Here is a 16338-nt window from a genome sequence, read left to right as displayed (position 1 = left end):
GCCCCAGGACTCACTCGCCGTGACCTGGGGCTTTTTCATGCCCTTTACCCATGCGGGCGTGCGGTGGCCGGGGTTCGGAACCCCGTGGGTGAGCGCGCCTGAGCGCCGGATGCGGGAACCGTGTCGGGATCAACGGCGCGAAGAGCGGCGGCCGGCTCCGGGAGGCCGTCTCGCTCCAGGCGGTCAAGCGGTTCCGCGGCGAGGGGAAGGATCTGGACGGGCGCGCAGTTTACCTGCGCTGATGGATGCGTTGGGCGGGGTTTCCCACTCTGGTGGCCAGGCGGCAGACTGAGGTGAGATCTGGTCCTGTCCCGTCGTACGAGGAAGCCGCTGACGCTCGTGAGTGACGATTCCGTGGCCCCACCCCCGGCTGTGCCGGCAGGCTCTGTGCCTCCGGGCCCGACGCCCCCGGAGGACGGAGACGGGGATGCGTTCGGGATCGATGCCTTCACCCTCGACGACCGGCTGCGGCTCTTCCACTTCGCGGCTGCCGAGAAGCGTCACGAGTACCTGTGGCTGCTGCGTGCCTTCGAGAGGGGCCGGGCCAACTACCAGGTGCTGCTTCACGCTTCCGACGTGGCCGCCCTGGTGGGCAGGATGGTCGCGGACCATCCAGGGGCGGCCGTGGGCGACGTGCAGCCGCTGCTGGACGCGCTCGCCGAGTGGCAGGTCCTGGAACGCAGTTACGACGGGACGCGGGCGGCGAACCTGGCGGAGTACCGCAACCGGCACTACGTGTACCAGTTCACCCAGGCCGGATACCGGGCCTACCGGGCGGTGGAGGACGTGCTCGGTGCCTCCCTTGAGGACGCACAGCTCTCCCGGCTCGTCTTCCCCGACATCCTCGCCGACCTGGCCGCGCTTGCCGAGGCGAACGCCGCGGGCGACGCCGAGGAGGTCTATCGGAAGCTGGGCCGCCTGGACTCCGTGCTGAACGAGATGGCGCAGCGGGCTGCCCGCTTCTATCTGATGCTCGGCGACCTGGCGCGGACCAACGACACCCGGCCCGAGGTGTTCCTCGCGCACAAGGACGCGCTGCTCGCGCACATGCGGGATTTCACCGCCGAACTCGGGCGCTACGCCCCGCTGCTCGCCGAGGCGGTGGAGAAGGCCGCGGCCGGCGGTGTGGACCGGATGGTCGAGTACGCGGCGGAAGCCGACGAGCGGCTCTTCCGTACCCCGGCCGCCCGTCTGGACGACTGGCGGCAGCGGTGGGGCGGCATCGTGCACTGGTTCGGGGAGCGTGAGCACAGCGAGGCCGAGCGGCTACAGGACGCCACGGTCACCGCGATCCGCTCGGTCCTCGCGCTGCTTCGGCGGGTCACCGAAGCGCGGCGCGGCGGAGTCAGCCGGGAGAGCCAGCTGCGCCACCTCGCCCAGTGGTTCACATCATGTGTCAGCGACGACGACGCGCATGCCCTGTTCCAGGCGGTGTTCGGGCTCGGTGCGCCCCGGCACATCGCCGTCCCCTATCCGGACCCCGAGCTGATTTCCGGGCGTACCTCGTGGTGGGAGGCCGAGCCGGTGGAGCTGGCCCGCACCCTGGTGCAGTCCGGCCGCACCCCTGCCCTCAAGGGGCCGGGACGGATCGAGCGCAACGAACCCGAGAGGGCTAGGCTGCGGGCCGCGCAGATCAAGGAGCAGGCCGAGCGCCGGGGGGCGGCGCTCTCGCTGGCCCGCGACGGCGCGTACGGCAGGGTCCTGGACGAGGCCGAGACCCGCGCGCTGCTCTCCCTGATGGACGTGGCGCTCGCCGCGCGGGTGCCGGTCACCCGGGGTGTCGCGGGGCCGACGGCCTCCGGCACGGCGCATGGGGTGCGGCTCACCCTCCTTCCGACGGGGCCCGAAGAGGCGTTCACCACGGTGCGTACCGTGCGCGGCGACCTGCACCTGGACGGACTGCGCCTGGAGGTCACCGGATGAGTACCCGCGTCGCCGAGAACGTATCGGCCCTGGAACTGGCCGATTACCAGAAGGCCGTACGTCTCGTCCTGCGGCATCCGCTGATCACACCGGTGTACCCGGACGGCGGCGCGCTGGCGACCGTGCGGCGCTGGGCCGAGCAGTTGCGTACCGATCTGATGGAGGTACTCGGCTACCGGCTGATCACCACCGCCGACACCGCCCGCCTCCAGCGCGCACAGGACCAACTGGACTCCACCCGGCCCGCGCTCAGCCGGTCCGGTCGCCCCTTCGACCGGCGCCGCTACGCCTACCTCGCCCTCACCTCGGCCGCGCTGGGCCGGCACGGCACTCAGGTCGCGCTGGGCGAACTCGCCGACGCCGTTGCCGCCGACGCCGCCCGCATCGACGGGCTCGGCCTGGACACCGGCCGCAAGCACGACCGGGACGCCTTCGTCGACGCCGTCAGCTGGCTCACCGAACGTGGCGCGCTGCGACTGGCCGACGGCTCGGCCGCCTCCTGGGTCTCCGATCCGGAGCGGGCCGAGGCGCTGTACGACATCGACCGGGAGGTGCTCACCGCCGTCCACCAGCCCACCCGCGTCCTCCAGCACGTCACGTCGGTGACCGCGCTGCTGGACTCCGCGGGTGCGCGGAGCCTGTCCGAGGGGCGCCGGGCCCAGCGCCTCTCCGCGTCCCGGCGGGCGAGGCGCCTGGTCCTGGAGCACCCGGTCGCGTACTACGCCGACGCCGACCCCGAGCTGACCGGCCAGCTGCGTGCCCCCGCGCTCGCCGAGGACCTCACCCGCCTCACCGGCCTCACCGTCGAGCGGCGCGCGGAGGGCATCGCCCTGGTGGACACCTCGGGACGCCTCTCCGATACGCGGTTCCCCGGCGGCGGCACCGTCGCGCAGGCCGCCCTGCTGCTCGGCGCGCGGATCAGCGAGGCCGCGGCGCGCACCGGTCGGCACGCGCCCGATTTGCTGCCCGCGCCGAGTGCCGCCGAGCGCCTCGCGGACCGGGCCGGCCGGATCGACCTCGCTCTCCCCGCGCAGGGTGTGTTCGAACAGGCCACGGCAGACCTGGAGGATACGGAGGAAGAGGCGGAGGGGGAGGACGAGGCGTCGGCCGCCCCGGAGGTCCGCTACCCCTTCGTAACCACCTCCTGGCTGCGCGCCCGGACCAAGGAGATCACCGAGCAGTACGGTGCCGGGTTCGCCGCCGACCTGCGCGGCGACCCCGACCGACTCCTCGACCAGGCCCTGGACCTGCTGGCCGCCATGTCGCTCGTCGTGCGGGGGGTGGGCGGGGTTCTCGCGCTGCCGCTGCTGGCCCGCTACCGCGGGGTGACGGCTGAGGTGAAGGCGCGCCCCCGCGTTCGTGCCACCCAAAGCCCTGGGAGCCCTGGGAGCCCTGGGAGCACGGACAGCCCCGAAGCAGGGGTCCCCGACGCCCTGTTCCCCGTAGACGACGTGAAGGACCCCGCCGAGTGAGCACCCCGCCTACCGACCTCCAGCCCCGGTTCGTGCCCACCCGCGCCGGGATCGTCAACCTGTGGGACTACCGCGACGAGGAGTTCTCCTTCGCCGGTGGTTGGCTGGTGCTGCGCGGCCCCAACGGATCAGGCAAGACCAAGGCCCTTGAGGTGCTCTTCCCGTTCGTCATGGACGGGCGGATCGACCCCAAGCGGCTCAACCCGTTCGCCGCCGAGGACCGCACGATGAAGTCCAACCTGCTCTTTCGCGGTCAGGAGGGCGCGCTCGGCTACGTATGGATCGAGTTCACCCACCGCGCCACCGGGCAGGCCGTCACCTGCGGCATCGGCCTGCACGCCCAGAAGCACCGGGACACCCCCGCCCGCTGGCACTTCGTCGCCGACGGCCGCGTCGGCGAGGACTTCTCACTGCTCACCGACGACGACCGGCCGCTGACGAAGAAGCAGCTGGCAGCCGAACTAGCCCCGCTGAGCACCGAGGTGATCGCCTCGGCCACGGACTACCGCACCGCCGTCGACCAGCGCCTGTTCGGCCTCGGCCGGGAGCGCTACGAACAGCTGCTCACCCTCATCCTCACGCTGCGCCGCCCGCAGCTCGCCAAGAACCTCGACCCGGCCAAGCTCTCCGACACTCTCACCGAAGGCCTGCGCCCGCTGGACGAGGACCTGATCGGTGAGGCCGCCCGCTCCTTCGACGACATGGAGTCCGTGCAGCGCACCCTGGAGGGGCTGGTCGCCGCGGACGATGCCACCCGGTCCTTCCTCGCCGCGTACTCGACGTACCTGCGGGTCAACGCCCGCGTCTCCGCCGACAGGCTCAGCGCCCGGCGGGCCGAGAGCGGCGAGCGCGAACGCGCCCACGCCACGTCGGAAACGGAGCTCGACGAGGCCCGCGAGCAGCGCGAGGCGGCCGGAGTGCGGGCCGACGAGGCCGAGTCCGCGCTCGCCGCGCTGCGCGCCCGCCTGGAGCAGTTGCGTTCCTCGGCCGCCTACCAGGCCGTCGAGCAACTCGCGGATCTGGAACGCCTGGTCCGCACGTGCGAACAGACCGCCCGGCAGGCCGCATCCGAGCGCGAACGCCGCACCGCCGCCACCGGCCGGGCCCGCGCCGAGGCCGAACGTGCCGGGCAGCTTGCCGCCGAACTCGCCACCGCCGTCAGCGGCTCGGCCGCCGCCCTCGCCGACCACGCGCACGGCGCCGGCATTCCCTGGACCCCTGCCGACGCCGTCCCCTCCGCTCTCGCCGAACGCGCCTCGGCCCGCGCCGCCGCCCGCCACGAAGGTGTACGGGCGGTACGGGCCGTCGCGGTACACCTGCGGGACACCGAGCGCGGCCGGGACGCGGCCCGCGCCGGACAAGAGCGCGCCCAGGACGCGGCCCGGGCCGCCGAGACGGAGGAGCGAGCGGCCCAGGACGCGCTCGGCGCCGCCCACACGCGGGCCCGGGAGGAACTCGGACGGTGGCAGGACCAGTACGGGCAGCTGCTGCCCGAAGGCGCCGCCGAGCTGCTCGCGCAGGCCCTCGACGCCGCCGCCGGACCGGATGGCCCGGAAGCCGGCACCCCCGCGCTCACCGACCTGTTCACCGAGGCCACCGCCCCCGCCGTCCAGGGGCTGCGCGACCGGCTCGCCGCCCTGCGCGGCGAACTCGGCGCGCTGGAGGCCCGCCGGGCCGAGACCGAGGCCGAACGGACACGGATCGCCGCCGAACACGACGACGCACCGCCTGCCGCCCGCGGCCGCACCGCCGACCGTGACAGCCTGGAAGGCGCTCTCCCCCTGTGGCAGCTGGTCGACTTCGCCGACGGCCTCGACGACACGGAACGCGCGGGCGTGGAGGCGTCCCTGGAGGCCTCCGGCCTGCTTGACGCACTCGTCACCGCCGATGAGTCACCCACCGGTGACGGCGACGGATACCTGCGTGCCACCGCCCCGTTCTCCCCTGTCGACGGGCCCAGCCTCGCCGACCTGCTGCGTCCCGAGACCGGTACGGCCATCCCGGCCGCCCGGATCACCGCCGTACTCAGGTCGGTCGCCGTCACCGATACGGCAGGCGCGGCCACCACCGTCTGCACGGACGGCCGCTACGCCGCCGGAATCCTCGTCGGCTCCCACAGCAAACCGCACGCCGAGTACGTCGGAGCCACCGCCCGGATGCGCCGCCGCGCCGCGCGCATCGCTGCCTGCGATGTGCTCCTGTCCGAACTGACCTTCCAATTGGAGGAGTTGACGCAGGCCAGGTCCGGCTGTGGGCAAGGTCTTCAGGAGTACGACACCGCCCGCGCCGCCCTGCCCCGCACCGCCGCCCTCGCCCCGCACCTGCGCGCCCTGGATCGCGCCGTCGCAGCCCTGCGCGCCACCCGCGCAGCCGCCGGTGCCGCCCAGTCCGTCTACGACGAGACGCAGGCCGCCTGCGCGGTCGCCGCACGCGCCCTGCACCGCGCCGAGTCCGAGCACGGCGTCATCGTCCAGGACGCCGACGACACCGAGTCCGCCACTCGCGCCTTCGAACGGGAGGCGGGCGAACTGGCCACCCGGCGTCGAGAGCACACCAGGCAGACCGAGACCGCCACCGCCGCCGTGGACCGGCTCACGGCCGCCGCCGAGGACGAGGAGGCCGCCGCCGAGGCCGAACGCGCCGCCCGCCGCCGCCACGCCGAGGAGGCCGCCGGGCTTCAGGCGCTGCGCGAGGCGGTCGGCGCCGAGGCGCAGCAGGTCATGGCCCGCGTAGAGGAGACCGAGAACGGCCTGGAGAGCGCCGCGCGGGAGACGGACGCCGCCCGCGGTGCCAAGGATGAGGCGATCGGCCGACTGGCCGCCGCAGAGGCTCGCCGCACCGCCGCGGCCGAAGCGCTGCGGGTCGCGGTCACCGAGGAGAAGGACACCGCCCGCGGCCTGGCCCCGTACGCGGCCCGCGAGCTCCTCGACCTCCTGCGCTGCCCGCCCGGCCTGGCCTGGCCCGCCCAGGAGGCCGACTGGACGGCGGAGCGTCTGCCGCCCGCCGCCGTCACCGTCCACGAGGCGATCCTGACCGCCACCCGTGAACTCGCGCCCACCGAGTCCAGCGTCAAGCAGTCCGTCACCCGCCTCACCACGGCTCTGGAGGACCTGCACGCCCATCTCGCCGCCGCCGGGCAGGACTACCAGCCGGCCTGGGACAGCTCCAGTGGCGTCATCACCGTCACCGTCGCCGACGAACAGGGCCCGCTGCCCATCGCCTCCTTCGCCGAGAAGATCGCCTCCCACCGCCGCGACCAGGCTGAACTCCTCTCCGACTCCGAGCAGCGCATCCTTGAGGACGCCCTGCTCACTCGCCTCGCCCAGCAGATCCACGACCGCACCGTCGACGCCCGCGACCTGATCCGCCGTATGAACAGCGACATGCGCGAGCGCCGCATGTCCTCGGGTACCACGGTCGGCGTCAGCTGGCTGCTCGCCGACGGCCTCGACGACGAACAGCGCGCCGTCTGTGCCCTCCTGGACGCCGACGCCGCCCGCCTCGGCCCCGAGAAGCTGGCCCGCATGCGCACCCACTTCGCCGCGCAGATCAAGAACGCCCGCGCCCGGCAGCGCGAGACCCCCTACCGGCAGCTGCTCGCCGAGGTCCTGGACTACCGGCGCTGGCGCCAGTTCGCCTTCCAGCTGGTACGCCCCGGCGGCGCCGAGGAACGCCTCACCCGGGCCCGGCACAGCCGCCTCTCCGGCGGCGAGCAGTCCGTCTCCCTGCACCTGCCGCTGTTCGCCGCCGCACACGCCATGCTCAACTCCGCCCACCCCGACGCCCCGCGTCTGCTCGCCCTCGACGAGGCGTTCGCCGGCGTCGACGACACCGGGCGCGGCGAACTCATGTCACTGGCCGCCCAGTTCGATCTCGACCTGTTCATGACCGGGTACGACCTGTGGGCCGTGCACGGCGCGGTGCGTGCCGCCGCCCACTACGACCTCGCGCACTCGGCCATCGACCACACCGTCTCCGCGCTCTTGCTCCTGTGGGACGGCGAACGCCTGCACGCCGACGACACCGGCACCCTGAGCAGCGTGCTCGGCTCACCGAGCACCCGCTCCGTACGCCGACAGGACCAGCGGGAACAGGAGGCCCGACTTGTCGACTGACCAGCCGTCCCCGCCGACGTACACCGAACTCCACGAAGAAGGCTGGCGCCGCCTGCTCGCCGCCGCCCGCCGCCGCCTGGAGCGCACCGGCGGCGCCCTCCACGGCGACATCGGCCTCACCGCCCCCACCGAAGCCGAACGCCGCACCGTCATCGGCGTCACCGGCCGATATCGACCCGAAACCGTCAAACGCCTCACCGTCCCCCTCGCCGACCTCGACGCCTACCTTCACGGACGCTACGGAACCGGTCTGCTCAAGACCCTGGGTGGGCTGCACGGACCCCTGCGCGACCGGCCGGCCGAGCGCGCCGACGAGGTGTCCGCCCGCGCTCAGGCCCTCGAAGCCGCCCACGCCTCACCCCTCGCCGCCCTGGACTGGTACCCGGCCTGGCTGGAACAGGTCGCCGCCGACGGCACCCTCACCCGCCTCCTGCGGCGCGGTGACGGCTCCCTGCTCCAGGCAGCCGTCCGCGTCCTGGAGAAACTCCCCGGGGTATGCGGTGACGCCGACCGGGGCCTGCTCCCGCTGCCCGTCCTCGCGGAATGGGCCACCGGAGACACCAAGGCCCTGCTGCCGGGCGGCCCCCTCGAACAGCTTGTCCTGCGTGCCGTCGCCCAGCGCGCCTCGGCAGGCGGAGCCGAACCGGGCCGTGTCCCCCGCGACCGGGCCGGACGCCGCACCCTGTGGGAGAGCGCCGGAGCCGTCGCCGACGATCTCGCCAGCCAGGTCCTCGTCCTCAACATCGGTGCCCGCGGCGACGACGTGGTGTGCGACTGGCTGCGCGATGCCACCGGCTTCGGCATCCCCTTCCGCCTCACCCTGCACCAGCTGACAGCCGCCGACGTCGTCCCCGCCGCCCGCGAGATCCACGTCTGCGAGAACCCGGCCGTGCTGCGCGCGGCCGCCGCCGAGCTCGAAAACCGCGCGGCGGCCCTGGTCTGCACCGAAGGAATCCCCTCCGCCGCCTGTCACAAGCTCCTTGCCGACGCCGCCCGGTCCGGCGCCCGCCTGCACTGGCGCGCCGACTTCGACTGGACCGGCCTGCGGATCACCGCCGCCGCCGTGGAGCGCCACGGCGCCCGGCCCTGGCGTATGACCACCGCCGACTACCGCAGCGCTCTGGCGGGCGGCGAGTCCACTCCGCTGACCGGACCGCCCGCCGCCAGCCCCTGGGACCCTGCCCTCGCTTCCGCCCTGAGGGCGTCGGGCCAGGCGGTCATGGAGGAACGACTGCTGACCGAACTCCTCTCGGACCTCGGCTGACGCGCGTGGTAACGGCAGCGCGCCGGCGAAGCCGGGCCCCGGCAGGTCCAGCGTGCCGGACGCGCAGGGACAGTACGCTGAACTCGGCGGGATCCGGCCCGCCCGCATGGTGTCCGGGAGGTGCGTCATGACTGCCGAAATGGCAGCCCCTGCGTGGATGCACGAGCAGATCACGGCGGAGCAGTACGACTCCTGGTCCGAGGAGCAGTGTGCGGGAATCGAGATCGTGGACGGGATGGTCGTTGTGAGTCCCAGCGCGTCCAAGCGCCACAACCGACTGGCTCGGATCCTGGCGAACGTCCTGGACGCCGCCGCGGGGCCGGACTGGAACGCCGATACTGACTTCGACGTCCGGCTTCAGGACGTCCCGCTCACCAATCGACGTCCCGATGTCGTCGTGTATCGCGCGGACACGATCGACATCACACCCACCCGGCCGGAGCACGTGCTGCTGGTCGTCGAGGTTGTCTCACCGGGCTCGGAGACCACCGATCGGATCGTGAAGACGGACCAGTACGCCAAGTCCGGCATTGCCTTCTACTGGCGGGTGGAGCAGGCCGCGACCGGCGTCCCCCTCGTGTACACCCATGTTCTCGACCCTGCGACCAGGGCCTACCGGGACGGGGACGTGTTCACCGGCGTCGTCAAGGTTTCGGCTCCCTTCCCGGTGCAGGTCGACCTCGGTCAGATCTGAGGAAGCCCTGCTTGCGTGAGCGGTGCGTGAGCGGACGGGGTGGCACGGGGTGGATTGGGCGGCAGGCGGGGGCCGGGCCGTACCTTCCTGACCTGGGGAAACAGGATTCCGTGGCACGGCCCGGCACATGCTGGGATGATCTTGTGGGGCCTCGTAATGCGTAGGTCTCGGGTTCGAATCCCGAAGGCGGCTCTGTAGAAGCCCCAGGACTCACTCGCCGTGACCTGGGGCTTTTGCTATGTCCGGGGCCGGTCGGCGCACACCGCAGCTGGGGTACGGGACCCCGTGCGTGAGCGCCGGATGCGGGAATTGTGTCGGGATCACCGGCCGGCGCGGAGAGGGGGCGGCCGACTCCAGGAGGCCGTCTCGCTCCAGGCGGTCAAGCGCGTCCCCGCGGTGCCGGGTGGCTTTTGCCAGGAGTCGGCGATCTGTTGGGCGGCGGCGAAGACCCGCTGTCGATCGAGATTGATCTGGGCCAGAACGAAGTCGTCGGCGGAGACGGCTTCGAGGTTCCGTGCCTCCAGTGTCGCGTTGGGAAGCGCCACCCCGCCCCTGGATGCACGGTCAGTGCGTATGCCGGCGGACTGCGTCGAGGAGATGGTCGAGGTCGGCGAGGGTGTGGGAGAAGGAGGTGACCGGACGGTTCCCGGCTTCCAGCGGTCGTGGTGCAAGGGGCAGCCCTCTGAGCGGAGGTGTTCGGTGACGACCAAAGGCCTTGCCGGCGGCCTGATGCCGGTCGTCGTAGCGTCGCCCACGGACGGGAACCCCCGTCTGTGGGAGGATCGGCCAGTAGATTCAGAGCGCGGTGGAGGTGACGGTGCTGGCGGCGGACGAGGCGATGGCACAGCGCCTGCTGCGTTGGCTGGTGCCGGACGGCGACTCGCCCGTCGCGCTCCCGGTGGCTGCGGTCGAACGATTCTGCTGGTATGAGCTGCCTCACAAGTGGCCTGCGGACACATCTGAGCAGCAGCGGGCCGTCGCTGTCCTGACGGACCTGCTGGCGGGGGTCGGTCGCTTTCGGGCCGTCGCGGTGTGCACGAGCGCGACCACCGCTCAGGTGCTGGCGGCCTGGCAGCGCTCCGAGGAGGCGGGCTTCGCAGTTTACCGAAAGGCTGCGGCTGCCTCGCCCACGAGCCCGCCGGACGTGGCCGAGCTGAGCTGGGGGGAGGTCATGGGCATCCAGGAAGCGTTGGCCCGTGCCAACCTCGAACGCCGACTGGAGCAGGCCCTGGACGAGGGCGACCTCGACTTGGACGCACGTACGTTCCCGGCCGCGCGTCGACGTCTCGTCCAGCACTGGCTCACCACCGCGCAGCCCGTGTTCGGGGGCCGTGCCCCGCTGGAGGCAGTCCGCAGCGAGCGGCGCGAGTTGTGGGCCGCGGCGCCCCCGACTGAACGTCGCGTCCTACTCGCCGCCGTCCTGCCTGCCTTGGCGGTGTCTTCTGCGGCGCCCGTGGACACGGCTGAGCCGCTGCGGTGGCTGCTGGAGCAGATCGGTGACGGCGTCACCTTGACGCAGGCCGGCTACCTGCCGCGGGAACTGGTGGCTGCCGCGTTTGCCCGCTACCCGCACTGGTACCCGATCGGCAAGGGGCCGCGCTCGGAGGCGGACCTCTACCAGCTGGCTGATCTGCATGAACTCGCCCGCACTCACCGACTGGTGACCAAGCGCCATCGTGTGCTCAAGCTGTCGGCTGCCGGCCGTGTTCAGCTGACGGATCCTCGCCTGCGCGAGCACACGGCCGCGCTGGCGTGGCTGGGCACCACGGCAGCTGAGCGGCAGGTAACCGAGTCCGCCCTGTGCGCCTTGTGGGCGGAGCCCCGGCTCCGCGAGGACCTGCGCGACGTTGTACATCCGGTGCTCGCTGCGGGTTTCACCCATGGCGACGGCACCGCGATGGAGGGGACGGAAACCGAGCGGCTGCTGTGGAGGTTCTGGCACACCGGCCGCGAACTCGGTTACCTCGAGCCGGAGCGGTCCAGCGGCGCTCCGATCTCCCTGTCCGCCACGGGCCGCCCGGCAGCCCTCGCCGCCCTCCGCCTTCTGGCCGAGGGCCCAAGCGGCCGCATCTGAGCGCGGCTCAGCGGGCTGTCAGCCCGGAGTCGGTGAGGCGCCGCATCAGTGAGGGCTTGCCGCGGTGCTGCTCGCGCAGGTCGTGCAGGCGCCGCGCGAAGTCCTCGGGGGTGCCGGCCCGGTCGTGGACCTCGCGGAGATCTTTCAGGAGGGTGACGGCGGCGTTGTAGGGGCCGGGCTGCTTCTGCCCGATCAGGTCGGCGATGTCCTGCCAGGATCGCTCGGCGTTCTCGGCCAGGTGGTCCAGGTGGCTCTCCCGGGCCTGCTGTTGGGCCCGGCGGGCCTGGGCGCGGGCCTGTTCCTGCTGCTGGGTGTGCTCGTTGCGCACCCCGTGGGCGGCGTCGAGGAGCTCCGCGGCTGAGCGGCGCCGGGTGGTGGTGGAGGGTTCGGCTGTGCCGTGGGACGCGGCGCGGTGGCGGGCCAGCAGCGCGGGGCCCGGCTGTGGGGCGCTGCCCAGGGCGGCGTTGAGCAGCAGGGTGTCCTTGTCGCGCTCGGGCAGGGCGCGGATCCAGGCGGCGAGTGCGTCCTTGTCGACTGCCTGGGAAGGTGCGGCACCGCTGGCGCGGGCAGCCGCGGTGAGCAGGTGCGGGTCGACGTGCAGGAAGTCAGCCAAGATCTTTTGCGCACCGGTGAGTTGGGCAAGGCCGGCGGGTACGGGCGGCTCGATGGCGGCGGTGTACTCGTCCTCGTCGACGTCCTCCTCCAACTCCCATCGGGTGAGCGCGGAGAGCTGGTACGCGACGTTCAGGTGAGCCCGTGCACGGTCGTGGTCCGGTGGCGCCGTCGGGTTCGTAGGATTCGGGCCGTGGACGGCAGGTCCGTAGGGGCGGAGGGCAGGGGCGTGGTGGTTGCACCGAGGGAACGACTGGCTGGGCTGCTCGGCGGGGCGAAGGCAGCGGGGGCTTTCAGCGCCCGGCTGGAAGCGCCTGCGGCCGGCCTGAATCTTGAGGTGGCCGGGGTCGGGCCGGTGCGCCTTCCGTTGCGGGCGGCCCAGGCGAAGCGGCTGATCTCGGTGGCACGGCCGGCGTTGTTCGGAAAGGGCGAGGAGACGCTGGACGACACCAGCGTGCGGGACACCTGGCAGATCCCGCCGGATCAGCTCGGCCTTGGCGATCCTTCCTGGTCGTCGCTGCTGAGTGGCGCACTGGAGCATTTCCGGGACGCCCTCGGTCTCCCGGCGGCGACCCGGCTGTGGGCTGAGCCGCACGCGATGCCGGTGTACGGGAAGGGACAGTTCTTCCTTCCGCACCAGGATTCGGAGAAGGACGACGCCATGGTGGGCACGCTGGTGCTGTCCCTGCCTTCGGCGCACACGGGGGGAGAGCTGGTCATCGAGCACGCTGGGCAGGAATGTGCCTACCGTGCCTCGAAGACGGATCTGACCCTTGTCGTCTTCTACGCCGACTGCCGGCACGAGGTCACTCCGGTCCGATCCGGGTACCGGGTGACGCTCACCTTCAACCTGATGGCGGCGCCGGGGACTTCGACAGAGCTGTCCGGACCGGCGGCGGAGCCGGCACACAGTTTGGGGCAGCACTTCGGGTCGCCCGTCACGCCGCGCTACGGCAGCCTCGAGTCCGATCCGCCGAACCGGCTCGTATACCTGCTCGATCACGAGTACACCCAGCGGGGTCTGAGCTGGGAACGGCTCAAGGGCGCAGACGCGGGACGTGCAGCGCTGCTGCGCGCCGCCGCCGAGCAGGCCGGGTGCGAGTCGGTGCTCGCCCTGGCCGAGGTGAAGGAGACCTGGGACGCCTATCCCGAAGGGGACGATCCCTGGGACGACTACGGGTACGACGACGAGGACGACGGTGAGGGCGGTGACGCGGGCGCGGAGGGGGACGGGGACTACGTTCTCCAAGAGCTGGTCGACGACGAGATCACCCTGGGCTGGTGGACCGGTCCGGACGGCACCGGCGGCGAGCAGATCTCCCTGCGGGTTGACGACTACGAGGTGTGCGCGAGTACCGCGAGCGCGGACCTGACGCCCTACGACTCCCAGTACGAGGGTTACATGGGCAACTACGGCAACTACGGCAACTACGGCAACTACGGCAACACGCTGGACCGGTGGTACCGGCGGGCCGCGGTCGTCGTGTGGCCGCGTGAGCGGGCCTTCGCGGCACGCGGCGAGGCCGGATCGGGGTGGGCACTGGAGGAACTGCGCGTCGGCATCGCCCGGGGCGACCTGCACCGGGCGCGTGAGCGGGCCCTGTCCCTCGCCCCGTTCTGGAAGCACATCCGTCCACAACGCGAGTTGCTGGGCTGCGCGCTGCAGGTGGCTGCGGGCCTGGAGGCGGCCGAGACCGCGGCGATGCTTCTGGAGCCGTTCCAACAAGCGCGCTCGGCCCGGAGTGCGCGGGCGCACTGTCGGCGGCAGCCGAGCGGTAAGGAATCGCGTGGACGCGCCGGGTCGTCGAGGTCTGGTTCGCGTCGGCCCACCGCCTCGACTCGCAGCATTACCAGTGGACGGAGCGGTTGCCGGAACTGTGTACGGCGCTGCGTGCCCGTCGCACGCCAGCGGTGGCGCGGCTGCTGGCCGATGAGGTCTGGGCTGCGGTGGACCGAGACCTGCGGCTGTGGACCACGACCGGGTCGGCCGACATCCGCCGTGCGCAGCTGCGGCAGCTGGCCCTGCCGCTGCGATGCGTCCTGGCGGCGGCCGGAGCAGAGCAGCGGGACGGGATCGCGGCAGCACTGCGCGAGTACCGGGACACGGTGCTCGAGTGCCTGATGCCGATGCTGCGCAGCGCCGAGGAGGCGTTGCCGGCGGCCGAGTGGGGCGCAGCGGGTCTCGACGTGATCGCGCGGGACAGCGCGGACCGGCTCCGCGTGGTGTGCGAGCGGGCGCCGCGCGCTGCTGACGACTGGTCCGTGGCCTGGACCGGATGCGGCTGCGAGCTGTGCGGTGCCCTCGGCGCATTCCTCGGCTCCCGGTCGCGGCGGGTCCTGGAATGGCCGCTGGCGAAGGAGGGGCGGCGCCATGTGCACACGGGGATCGACTCGGCCGAGCTGCCGGTCTTTCATCAGACGAGGCGGGAGGGACGCCCGTACACGCTGGTGCTGACGAAGACAGAGGACCTGTTCACCGGTGAGCGGACGGTCCGCCGCCAGGCCGCGGCGGACCTGGCATGGCTGATGCCGCCGCGGAACGGATGACTGCGGATTCCCGGCGCAGTGGCCTTATCGCGCTACGGAGCGGCATGCCGGCGACGCGGCCGCGTCGCTGTCCCGAGCAGGAAGAGAGGGTCGAGGGGTGTTTGCGATCGGAATCAGGAAGAAGACGGCGAGGGCCAATTCGAGGCGGTGCCTCCGTCGGCCCCGCCCAGGACCTGCAGGGATCCGCGCAGAGCCAGGCTCTACAGGGCGACGAGTGCGCTGACGCAGGCCGGCTGCACCCCCGCGACCACTCGATGGGGGACACCAGACGACTCGTCGGGGTCGGGGAGGATCGGCATTCTCATCGGTCGGCGCTGCCGGGCGGGACGACCCATTCGGTGGGCTGGTCGGTGAGGGAGGCGATCATGTCGAAGTCTCCGTCGTAGTGGAGGACTGTTCGCCGGTTCAGTTCCGCTGTGGCGGCGATGAGAAGGTCGGGGAGCGACAGGGCGCGGTGGAAACCTGCGTTGAGGGCGTGGCGCTGGATTTCCAGTGCGCGAGTGAAGGTGTCGTCGCCGCCGTGCAGGTAGTCGAAGGCGCGGAGCCAGGTGCTCATGCGTGTCGCCTCCGCGTTGTCCCGGGCCGAGTGGATCATCTCGTACTCGGTGGGTTGGCAGACGGCGAGGAGGTACCGCTCGTGGAGCGGCTTGAGTACCTCTCTGACGCTGGGTTTCGTCCAGCGGGCGAGGGCGGACTTGTCGATCAGGTAGCGGTCCTGCATCAGGCGGCCCGGCCGCCGTCGCGCTTGAGGGTTCCGTCGGCGTTGCGGGGGCCGGTGTTCTCGACGATCTCGCTGAAGTCGAGTTCGCCGGCGTCCATGGCGTCGAAGAACTCCTGCCGCAGGTGCCTCTTGACGGCGTCCTCCATGGCGAGGCGGACGGCTTTGGCCTTCGTTTTGGTGCCGAAGATGCGCATGGCCTCGGTGACCATGTCTTCGTCGAGGTCGATGACAGTTCTGGCCATGTAGATGGTCCCTCCACAGACGCCCTTGCCAACGAAACGATAGCATTTGTTTGCTATGGGAGATATCGTTTTGGTCGCAGCTCTCGTCAGGAATGGAGGCGGCGTCGAAGCTGGCCAGGCGGCTCCGCACCCTCCTTGATACAGGTCGACCTTGGCCAGATTTGAACCCACGGCGCGCTTGAGCCCCTCAGGCGCCCCGGGCGGGCGGCCTGGCATGCGTGAGCGGTGCGTGAGCGGTGCGTGAGCGGACGAGGTGGCACAGGGTGGATTGGGCGGCATGTCGGGGCCGGGCCGCACCGCCCTGGCCTGGGGAATCAGGATTTGGTGGCACGGCCCGGTACTACCCGGGATGATCTTTTGGGGCCTCGTAATGCGTAGGTCTCGGGTTCGAATCCCGAAGGCGGCTCTGTAGAACCCCCAGGACTCACTCGCCGTGACCTGGGGGTTTTGCTGTTTCCCGGATCTTGCGACGCTGCCGTGCCCGAGCCACACGGGTGCTCTCGGTCTCAGTTCTGGTCTCAGATGCAGGATTCGGGCCAGGCACGAACGTCTCGCCCATCCGGCGCATGGCCTCCTGCGGATGGTGTCCCGTGGAGTGGTGTAGCTGATCTTGGCTGGGAAGTGCGCCGTCTGGGTGCTCCCGCGTGCATCGGCTGTGGGGGAATGCTCCCTGA

The 16338-nt window shown here is 71.8% G+C and carries 11 protein-coding genes; 8 read left to right on the top strand and 3 right to left on the bottom strand.

The features are described 5' to 3' along the window. Positions 1 to 387: 387 nt before the first annotated feature. The 6 genes from ACIQZO_RS38025 to ACIQZO_RS38000 all read left to right on the top strand — a co-directional run bounded on the left by ACIQZO_RS38025 (position 388) and on the right by ACIQZO_RS38000 (position 11542). Positions 388 to 1923: a TIGR02677 family protein gene (locus ACIQZO_RS38025; RefSeq protein WP_403635650.1), complete on the top strand. Its 1536-nt coding sequence runs from the start codon at positions 388 to 390 to the stop codon at positions 1921 to 1923. After that, the gene (locus ACIQZO_RS38020) at positions 1920 to 3395 is read left to right on the top strand and encodes a TIGR02678 family protein (protein ID WP_403635648.1); all 1476 of its coding nucleotides are present in this window, start codon (positions 1920 to 1922) and stop codon (positions 3393 to 3395) included. Before ACIQZO_RS38025 ends, ACIQZO_RS38020 begins: the two co-directional genes overlap by 4 nt. Further along, positions 3392 to 7510, top strand: a complete 4119-nt coding sequence (locus ACIQZO_RS38015; RefSeq protein ID WP_403635646.1) for a TIGR02680 family protein — start codon at positions 3392 to 3394, stop codon at positions 7508 to 7510. Before ACIQZO_RS38020 ends, ACIQZO_RS38015 begins: the two co-directional genes overlap by 4 nt. Then, entirely contained in the window at positions 7500 to 8774 is a 1275-nt protein-coding gene (locus ACIQZO_RS38010; RefSeq protein ID WP_403635645.1) for a TIGR02679 family protein, read from the top strand. The genes ACIQZO_RS38015 and ACIQZO_RS38010 overlap by 11 nt, the downstream gene beginning before the upstream one ends. A 127-nt stretch (positions 8775 to 8901) precedes the next feature. Then, positions 8902 to 9468 (top strand): Uma2 family endonuclease, encoded by a 567-nt coding sequence (locus ACIQZO_RS38005; protein ID WP_403635643.1) that lies wholly within the window; start codon positions 8902 to 8904, stop codon positions 9466 to 9468. An 805-nt stretch (positions 9469 to 10273) separates the two neighbouring features. Beyond that, positions 10274 to 11542, top strand: a complete 1269-nt coding sequence (locus ACIQZO_RS38000; protein ID WP_403635641.1) for a hypothetical protein — start codon at positions 10274 to 10276, stop codon at positions 11540 to 11542. Positions 11543 to 11549: 7 nt separating this feature from the next. Here the strand turns inward: ACIQZO_RS38000 and ACIQZO_RS37995 are convergent, their stop codons facing one another. Then, positions 11550 to 12248, bottom strand: coding sequence for a hypothetical protein (locus ACIQZO_RS37995; RefSeq protein WP_403635640.1), 699 nt, complete (start codon positions 12246 to 12248; stop codon positions 11550 to 11552). 135 nt (positions 12249 to 12383) lie between these two features. Here ACIQZO_RS37995 and ACIQZO_RS37990 point away from each other — a divergent pair, with 135 nt between their 5' ends. Next, positions 12384 to 14276, top strand: coding sequence for a 2OG-Fe(II) oxygenase (locus tag ACIQZO_RS37990; RefSeq protein ID WP_403635638.1), 1893 nt, complete (start codon positions 12384 to 12386; stop codon positions 14274 to 14276). Continuing rightward, positions 14261 to 14701 carry a hypothetical protein gene (locus ACIQZO_RS37985; protein ID WP_403635637.1) on the top strand — a complete coding sequence of 147 codons (441 nt, stop codon included), beginning with the start codon at positions 14261 to 14263 and terminating at the stop codon, positions 14699 to 14701. Before ACIQZO_RS37990 ends, ACIQZO_RS37985 begins: the two co-directional genes overlap by 16 nt. 301 nt (positions 14702 to 15002) lie before the next feature. On the opposite strand, the gene ACIQZO_RS37980 is transcribed toward ACIQZO_RS37985, so the two are convergent. After that, on the bottom strand, positions 15003 to 15422 hold the full coding sequence (locus tag ACIQZO_RS37980; RefSeq protein WP_403635635.1) for a PIN domain nuclease: 420 nt from the start codon (positions 15420 to 15422) through the stop codon (positions 15003 to 15005). Then, positions 15422 to 15664 (bottom strand): type II toxin-antitoxin system VapB family antitoxin, encoded by a 243-nt coding sequence (locus tag ACIQZO_RS37975; protein WP_214930449.1) that lies wholly within the window; start codon positions 15662 to 15664, stop codon positions 15422 to 15424. Before ACIQZO_RS37975 ends, ACIQZO_RS37980 begins: the two co-directional genes overlap by 1 nt. Positions 15665 to 16338 lie beyond the last annotated feature (674 nt).

This window comes from Streptomyces sp. NPDC097617 (assembly GCF_044761485.1).
Lineage (GTDB): Bacteria > Actinomycetota > Actinomycetes > Streptomycetales > Streptomycetaceae > Streptomyces.
This window is presented reverse-complemented; position numbering and strand designations above follow the sequence as displayed.